This is a genomic window from Halomonas sp. BC04 (genome assembly GCF_000568385.1).
Map to the genome: position 1 here is coordinate 1 of NZ_AZQX01000329.1, position 6,043 is coordinate 6,043.

The 6,043-nt window shown below is 65.7% G+C and carries 4 protein-coding genes and 2 pseudogenes; 2 read left to right on the top strand and 4 right to left on the bottom strand.

Features of this window, described 5'->3' with window-relative positions:
• Nucleotides 1-305: 305 nt before the first annotated feature.
• A pseudogene (gene epmB, locus Q427_RS22265) lies at nucleotides 306-1,350 on the bottom strand (EF-P beta-lysylation protein EpmB).
• A 100-nt stretch (nucleotides 1,351-1,450) separates the two neighbouring features.
• Here epmB and efp point away from each other — a divergent pair.
• Nucleotides 1,451-2,017 carry an elongation factor P gene (efp, locus tag Q427_RS22270; protein WP_043517381.1) on the top strand — a complete coding sequence of 189 codons (567 nt, stop codon included), beginning with the start codon at nucleotides 1,451-1,453 and terminating at the stop codon, nucleotides 2,015-2,017.
• Nucleotides 2,018-2,294: 277 nt separating this feature from the next.
• Nucleotides 2,295-3,269, top strand: coding sequence for an EF-P lysine aminoacylase EpmA (epmA, locus tag Q427_RS22275; protein ID WP_043517383.1), 975 nt, complete (start codon nucleotides 2,295-2,297; stop codon nucleotides 3,267-3,269).
• Nucleotides 3,270-3,423: 154 nt separating this feature from the next.
• Here the strand turns inward: epmA and asd are convergent, their stop codons facing one another.
• The 3 genes and pseudogenes from asd to rsgA all read right to left on the bottom strand — a co-directional run.
• The gene (gene asd / locus Q427_RS22280) at nucleotides 3,424-4,260 is read right to left on the bottom strand and encodes an archaetidylserine decarboxylase (protein WP_043517385.1); all 837 of its coding nucleotides are present in this window, start codon (nucleotides 4,258-4,260) and stop codon (nucleotides 3,424-3,426) included.
• Nucleotides 4,261-4,365: 105 nt separating this feature from the next.
• Entirely contained in the window at nucleotides 4,366-5,196 is an 831-nt protein-coding gene (locus Q427_RS22285; protein WP_043517387.1) for a sulfurtransferase, read from the bottom strand.
• Between the two features lie 37 nt (nucleotides 5,197-5,233).
• Nucleotides 5,234-6,043: pseudogene (rsgA, locus tag Q427_RS22290) on the bottom strand (small ribosomal subunit biogenesis GTPase RsgA); the annotation flags it as partial.

Below are 6,043 nucleotides of genomic sequence, written 5' to 3' on the forward strand. Positions count from 1 at the left end.
AAGCGGTGGTCAGCGCCATCAACCGTCATGTCTCGACCCAGGCGCCGGCGGCGAATGTGACTGCCGAGTCGCTGGCGGTGGCGAAGTAGCAGAATCGCGGCTGATCCGGCGACAGGCCTGTGCGGGGGCGCTGTGAACCCGTCCCTGGGCGCTACCGATGCCCTGCGGCGCTCTCGCATCCTGCTCCGCTTGCAGGACCGGTGCTGGCCATCCATGGCCAGCCCGTTCGGCGCAATGCTCCTCACCCCTGGCATAGGACCCCCGCTTCGGCCTGTCCCCGGCGCCACTCGCCTTGGTGCTTGCCGCTATAGCGGCGTCTTGCTCGCCTCGCCGGGGACCTCCCGAACGAGGCGGGGCATCAGGAAGCCAGGCAGTAGCTCCCTCAGGCCCGCGACCAGTTCGCGGGCCTCTTCGTCTGCCACGTCGAAGTGGGCGGCACCCGCCACCGGGTCGAGCACGTGGAGGTAGTAGGGCAGGATGCCGGCTTCGAAGAGCCGCTCGGAGAGGCTGGCCAGGGCATCGACACTGTCGTTGACGCCGCGCAGCAGTACGCTCTGGTTGAGTAGCGTGACGCCCGCGCCTTTCAGCCGCTCGCAGGCTGCCACCACCGCGTCATCGATCTCGTTGGCATGGTTGATATGCAGCACCACCACCTTCTGCAGGCGCGTCGCCGAGAGCCAGCCGAGCAGCGCGTCGTCCACCCGGTCGGGTATCACCACCGGCAGGCGGGTGTGAATGCGCAGCCGCTTGAGGTGGGGGATGGAATCGAGCCGCTCCATCAGCCAGGCCAGCTGGCGGTCGCTGCTGGCCAGCGGGTCGCCGCCGGAGAGGATCGCCTCGCTGATCGAGGTGTCGCCGCGTAGATACTCGAGGGAGTCATCCCACTGGCTGCGGGAAGGCGCGTTCTCTTCATAGGGAAAGTGGCGGCGGAAGCAGTAGCGGCAGTTCACCGCACAGACGGGACTGGCGATCAGCAGAACGCGGCCGGCGTACTTGTGGATCAGCCCCCGTGCCGGGGTATGGTCGGCTTCCTCCAGAGGGTCGGCGACGTAGCCCGATACGTCTTCGCCTTCGGCGGCCAGCGGCAGCACCTGACGTAGCAGTGGGTCGTCCGGGTCGCGTGGCGCATGCGCGCCAGGAAGGCCTCCGGGACGCGCACGTCGAAAAGCGCGTGCCCACGCTCTGCCCCCGGGAGCCAGCTGTCATCGAGGCCCAGGCGGCGACACAGTTCACGTGGGTCGCGAATGGCACCCGAGAGCTGGGCTTGCCAGGCTGAGGCAGAATCAAGGGCACCGCGTCAGGTTGCGATGACGCCTGTCTCTGCAAAACGACGGGGCTTCGGGTTATCATGCGGCACACCAGTCACATAGGCGAGGGCTTGGCTCCTCGTCGATTTCGTATCCGCGCGTCCAGGCGAAGCTGTGACACGCTCGATCATCCGAGAGGCAATATGGCGAACTATTCTACCAACGAATTCAAGAGCGGGCTGAAGGTGATGCTGGATGGCGACCCCTGCTCGATCGTCGAGAACGAATTGGTCAAGCCGGGCAAGGGCCAGGCCTTCAGCCGGGTCAAGCTGCGCAACCTGATTACCGGCCGCGTCTGGGAACGTACCTTCAAGTCGGGCGACTCCCTTGAAGGCGCCGACGTGATGGATCTGGAAATGGAATACCTCTATAACGACGGTGACATGTGGTACTTCATGAAGACCGATGGCTCCTTCGAGCAGTATGCCGTCGAGAAGAAGGCCCTGGGCGACACCGCCAAGTGGCTGAAGGAGCAGGTGGCCTACACCGTGACCCTGTGGAACGACAACGCCATCAGCGTGATGCCGCCCAACTTCATCGAGCTGGAAGTGGTCGAGACCGACCCGGGCCTCAAGGGCGACACCGCCCAGGGTGGCTCCAAGCCGGCCACGCTCTCCTCCGGTGCCGTGGTGCGGGTGCCGCTGTTTATCAATCAGGGCGAGGTACTGAAGATCGATACGCGCTCTGGCGAGTACGTTTCACGAGCATAAGCGATCGCCCGACAAGCGACACTGGGGATAGGCTATTGCAGGTGGCTTCCTTCGCTCGGGGCTGATCTGGGGACAAGCCTGCGAGGAGGCGCTGTGAATACTTCCCTGTACGCTACCGACGCCTTCCCTGGCGTCGGACCTCCTCTTCGGCTTGTCCCCAGCGCCCCTCGCTTTGCGTAACAGCCATAGGCTTGTCGCCGACTAGCCGTGGTTCCGTGCCACCCAGCGAAGGCCATGCTTAGCCGGCATGGCTTTCGTCGTTCTGGAGGGATATGTCATGGCAACCGTCTGGCGCCCCACCGCAAGTATCAACACGCTGCGCGAGCGGGCACGATTGCTTGCCCAGGTGCGGGGGTTCTTTGCCGAGCGCGGCGTGCTCGAGGTGGAAACGCCGGTGCTGGGCCACGGCGGCAGTACCGACGTGCATCTGGCGTCGCTGTCGCTTGAGGCGACAACCCCGGCGGGGCGCGAGCGGTTATGGCTGCAGACCTCGCCGGAATTTCACATGAAGCGACTGCTGGCCGCCGGTAGCGGGCCGATCTTCCAGCTCGCGCGCAGCTTTCGGGACGGCGAGGTGGGGAGCCGCCACAACATCGAGTTCACCATGCTGGAGTGGTACCGTCCGGGCTTCTCGATCGACGAGCTGATCGAGGAGACGGCTGCGTTGATTCTGGCGGTGCTGGGGCGAGAGCCGCAGCCTTTGCGCCGTCGCCGCTACCGCGAGCTGTTCCACGAGGCCCTGGATCTCGATCCCTTTGGCATCGAGCTCGACGCGCTGCGCCGGGTCGCCGGTGAGCGCGGCGGCCTCGACATGGAGGACGCGCCCCGTGACGATTGCCTCGACCTGTTGATGGGCCTGGTCATCGAGCCGGGCCTGGGCCGTGAGGGGCTCGACGTGGTAGTGGATTATCCGGCCAGCCAGGCGGCTCTGGCGCGACGTCATCGTGACCCGGAGGATGGCGAGTGGGTGGCCTCGCGCTTCGAGGTCTATGCGCAGGGGCTGGAGCTGGCCAACGGCTACGATGAGCTCATCGATGCTGGCGAGCAGCGCCTGCGCTTCGCCGAGGACAATGCCGCCCGGCACCGGCTGGGCCTGCCGGAGGTGGACGTCGACGAGCGCCTGCTGGCGGCCATCGAGCATGGCATGCCGGCAGGCTGCGGGGTTGCATTGGGCCTGGATCGGTTGATCCAGCTGGCGCTGGGGAGGCAGAGCGTGGCGGAGGTAATGGCCTTCGCCACGCCGCGTTGCTAAAGGCGTATCACAGAAGTTTCACCGCTCGGGGCTGCTCCGTCGACAGGCCTCCACGGGGGCGCTGTGAACCCGTCCATGGGCGCTACTTCTTCCTTCCCTGGAAGAAGACCCCCGCTTCGGCCTGTCCCCGGCGCCCCTCGCTAGGTGTCATGCATTACCGAACAACTCCCAGCGACTGGCCCATGGTCACGGTGGCTCTGGGCGCCAGTGCTTCGTCGAAATCGACCTTGCCGGCGAAGGCCATCACCACCGTGGAGCCGAGCTTGAACCGGCCCATCTCCTCGCCACGCTCCAGGCGTACCGGGTTGTCGAAGCGGACGCGCTGCACCTGCCCCGAGAGCGGGGTGATCTGGCCGGCCCATACCGTTTCAATGGCGGCGACGATCATCGCTCCCACCAGCACCACCACCATGGGGCCCTGCTCGGTATCGAAGTGGCAGACCAGGCGCTCGTTGCGGGCGAAGAGGTTGGGCACGTGGTCGGTGGTGGCCGAGTTGACCGAGAAGAGCCGCCCCGGCACGTAGACCATCTCGGTCAGGGTGCCGGCCAGCGGCATGTGCACGCGATGATAATCCTTGGGGGAGAGGTAGACGTTGGCGTAGCTGCCGCCGGTGTAGCGCCGTGCGGCTTTCGCATCGCCGCCGAGCAGGTCCTCCATCGAGAAGCGGTGCCCCTTGGCCTGCAGCAGCCGGTCCGCCTCGATGGCGCCGAACTGGGAGAGGGTGCCGTCGGCGGGGCAGAGCAGCCCGTCGCCCAGGGGGCGGGCATTCGGCTTGAGCGCCCGGGTGAAGAAGTCGTTGAAGGTGGCGTAGGCCGTGGGGTCGGGCTCGAGGGCCTCGCGCATGTCCACCTTGAAGCGCTTGATGAAGGCGCGGATCAAGGCGTTCTTCAGCCAGGGCTGGCGACATTCGGCGAACTGGCCCACCAGCCGTGATAGCAGGTGGTGAGGAATGGGGTACTGGATCAGGGCGAAGAGTTTGGCGAGAGACAAGGTAAAGATTCCGTTGTTGCCTTGGTTGGCGCCACTCGTGCCAGCGGCCTCGACAAGGTCGCTTCGCTGCCTGCCCGAGTAGCGTGTGTAGGTTATGTATCCCGTCTACTTCTCTATCGGCGTATCGTCGCGGTTGCCCCACTCCTTCCAGGAGCCTGCGTAGCCGCGAATCTTCTCGAAGCCCAGGGCCTTGCCCACCAGCCAGGTGAAGCCGCTGCGGTGGTGGCTCTGGCAGTGGGTGATCACTTCCATGTCCGGGGTCAGGCCCAGCGCTTCCAGTTCGGTGATCAGCTCCGCATAGTCGCGGATACGCAGGGCGCGCTCCTTGTCCATGGCCTCGGTCCACTCCATGTTCACCGCGCCGGGAATATGGCCGAGCTTACGGTTTTCGCCCTTCTCGCCACGGTACTCCGCCGGCGAGCGGGCATCCCAGATGGCGAAGCCCTTCTCACCGAGACGCTCCTGCAGTTCGATGCGGTCGATGGCCACCTCGGGATGCAGGATCTCGGCTTCGTACTCGCTGGGAGAGGGCGTGCGGGGCCCGGTGGAGACGGGTTGGCCGGCCTGGCGCCAGGCGTGGATGCCGCCGTTGAGGTAGGAGTAGCGGCCATGTCCGATCAGTTCCAGGGTCCATAACAGGCGACCGGCCCAGCCGCCGCCCTCGTCGTCATAGGCCACCACATGGGTGTCGCGTGTCAGGCCAAGCTCCGAGAAGAGTCGCGATAGCGAGTCGACGCTGGGCACCTCGCAGGGGACGTCGCCTTCGCCACGCATGAGTCTGCGAAAATCGAGAAACACGGCACCGGGTACATGCCCTTGCTCATGGCTTTCGGCCTTGAGCGGTACGTCGATGATCAGCAGTTGAGGATCGTCCAGGTGCTCGGCAAGCTGTTCGGGTTCGACGATCAGCGGCAGCAGGTTCTCTTCTGAACTCATGGCGCTCTCCTTGACTCATTGTCGCGATGTGACCGAATCAGGTCTCGTTGAGACTCTCGACGATGCGGCGATAACTGGCAAAGCGTTCCGGGTGGATATCCCCGCGCTCCACGGCTTCTAGCAGGGCGCACCCCGGCTCCTGTCGGTGGCGGCAGTCGCGGAAGCGACAGCGCCCCAGGAGGTCGCGAAACTCGATGAAGCCTTCGGCGACCTGCTGTTCGTCCAGGTGGACCAGCCCGAACTCACGAATGCCGGGGGAATCGATCAGTTCGGCCTTTTCGGCGGTGGGCAGGTCATAGAGGCGTGCCGTGGTGGTGGTGTGGGTACCTTGCGTGAATCCTTCGACAGCGCCCCGATGCGGAGTTCCTCGTCCGGCAGCAGGCGGTCGATAAGCGATGACTTGCCCACCCCGCTTTGCCCGACGAAGACCGAGGTGCGTTCGGCGAGGCAGGCGTGCAGTGCCTCCAGACCGTCTTCCCGGGCCGTGGTAGAGGTCACCACGGCATAGCCCAGGGCCTCGTAGCGGCGGAGCAGCTCCGTCAGCTCGCCGCCACCCTCCGGCAGGAGATCGATCTTGTTGAGCACCAGTACCGGGGCGATGCCGGTTGCCTCGGCGGCCACCAGGTAGCGGTCGATCAGGTTGGGGTGGGGCGCGGGCTCCACGGCGAAGACGATCAGGATCTGATCGATATTGGCGGCCACGGGCTTGAGCTGGCCCCGGGCATCGGGGCGCTCCAGTACGTTCTGTCGCTCGGAACGGGCCACCACGACGCCGTCCACGACATTGCCGCTGCTGTCCTGGGCGGCGCGCCAGACGACCCTGTCGCCGGTGACCAGGCCCTCGAGG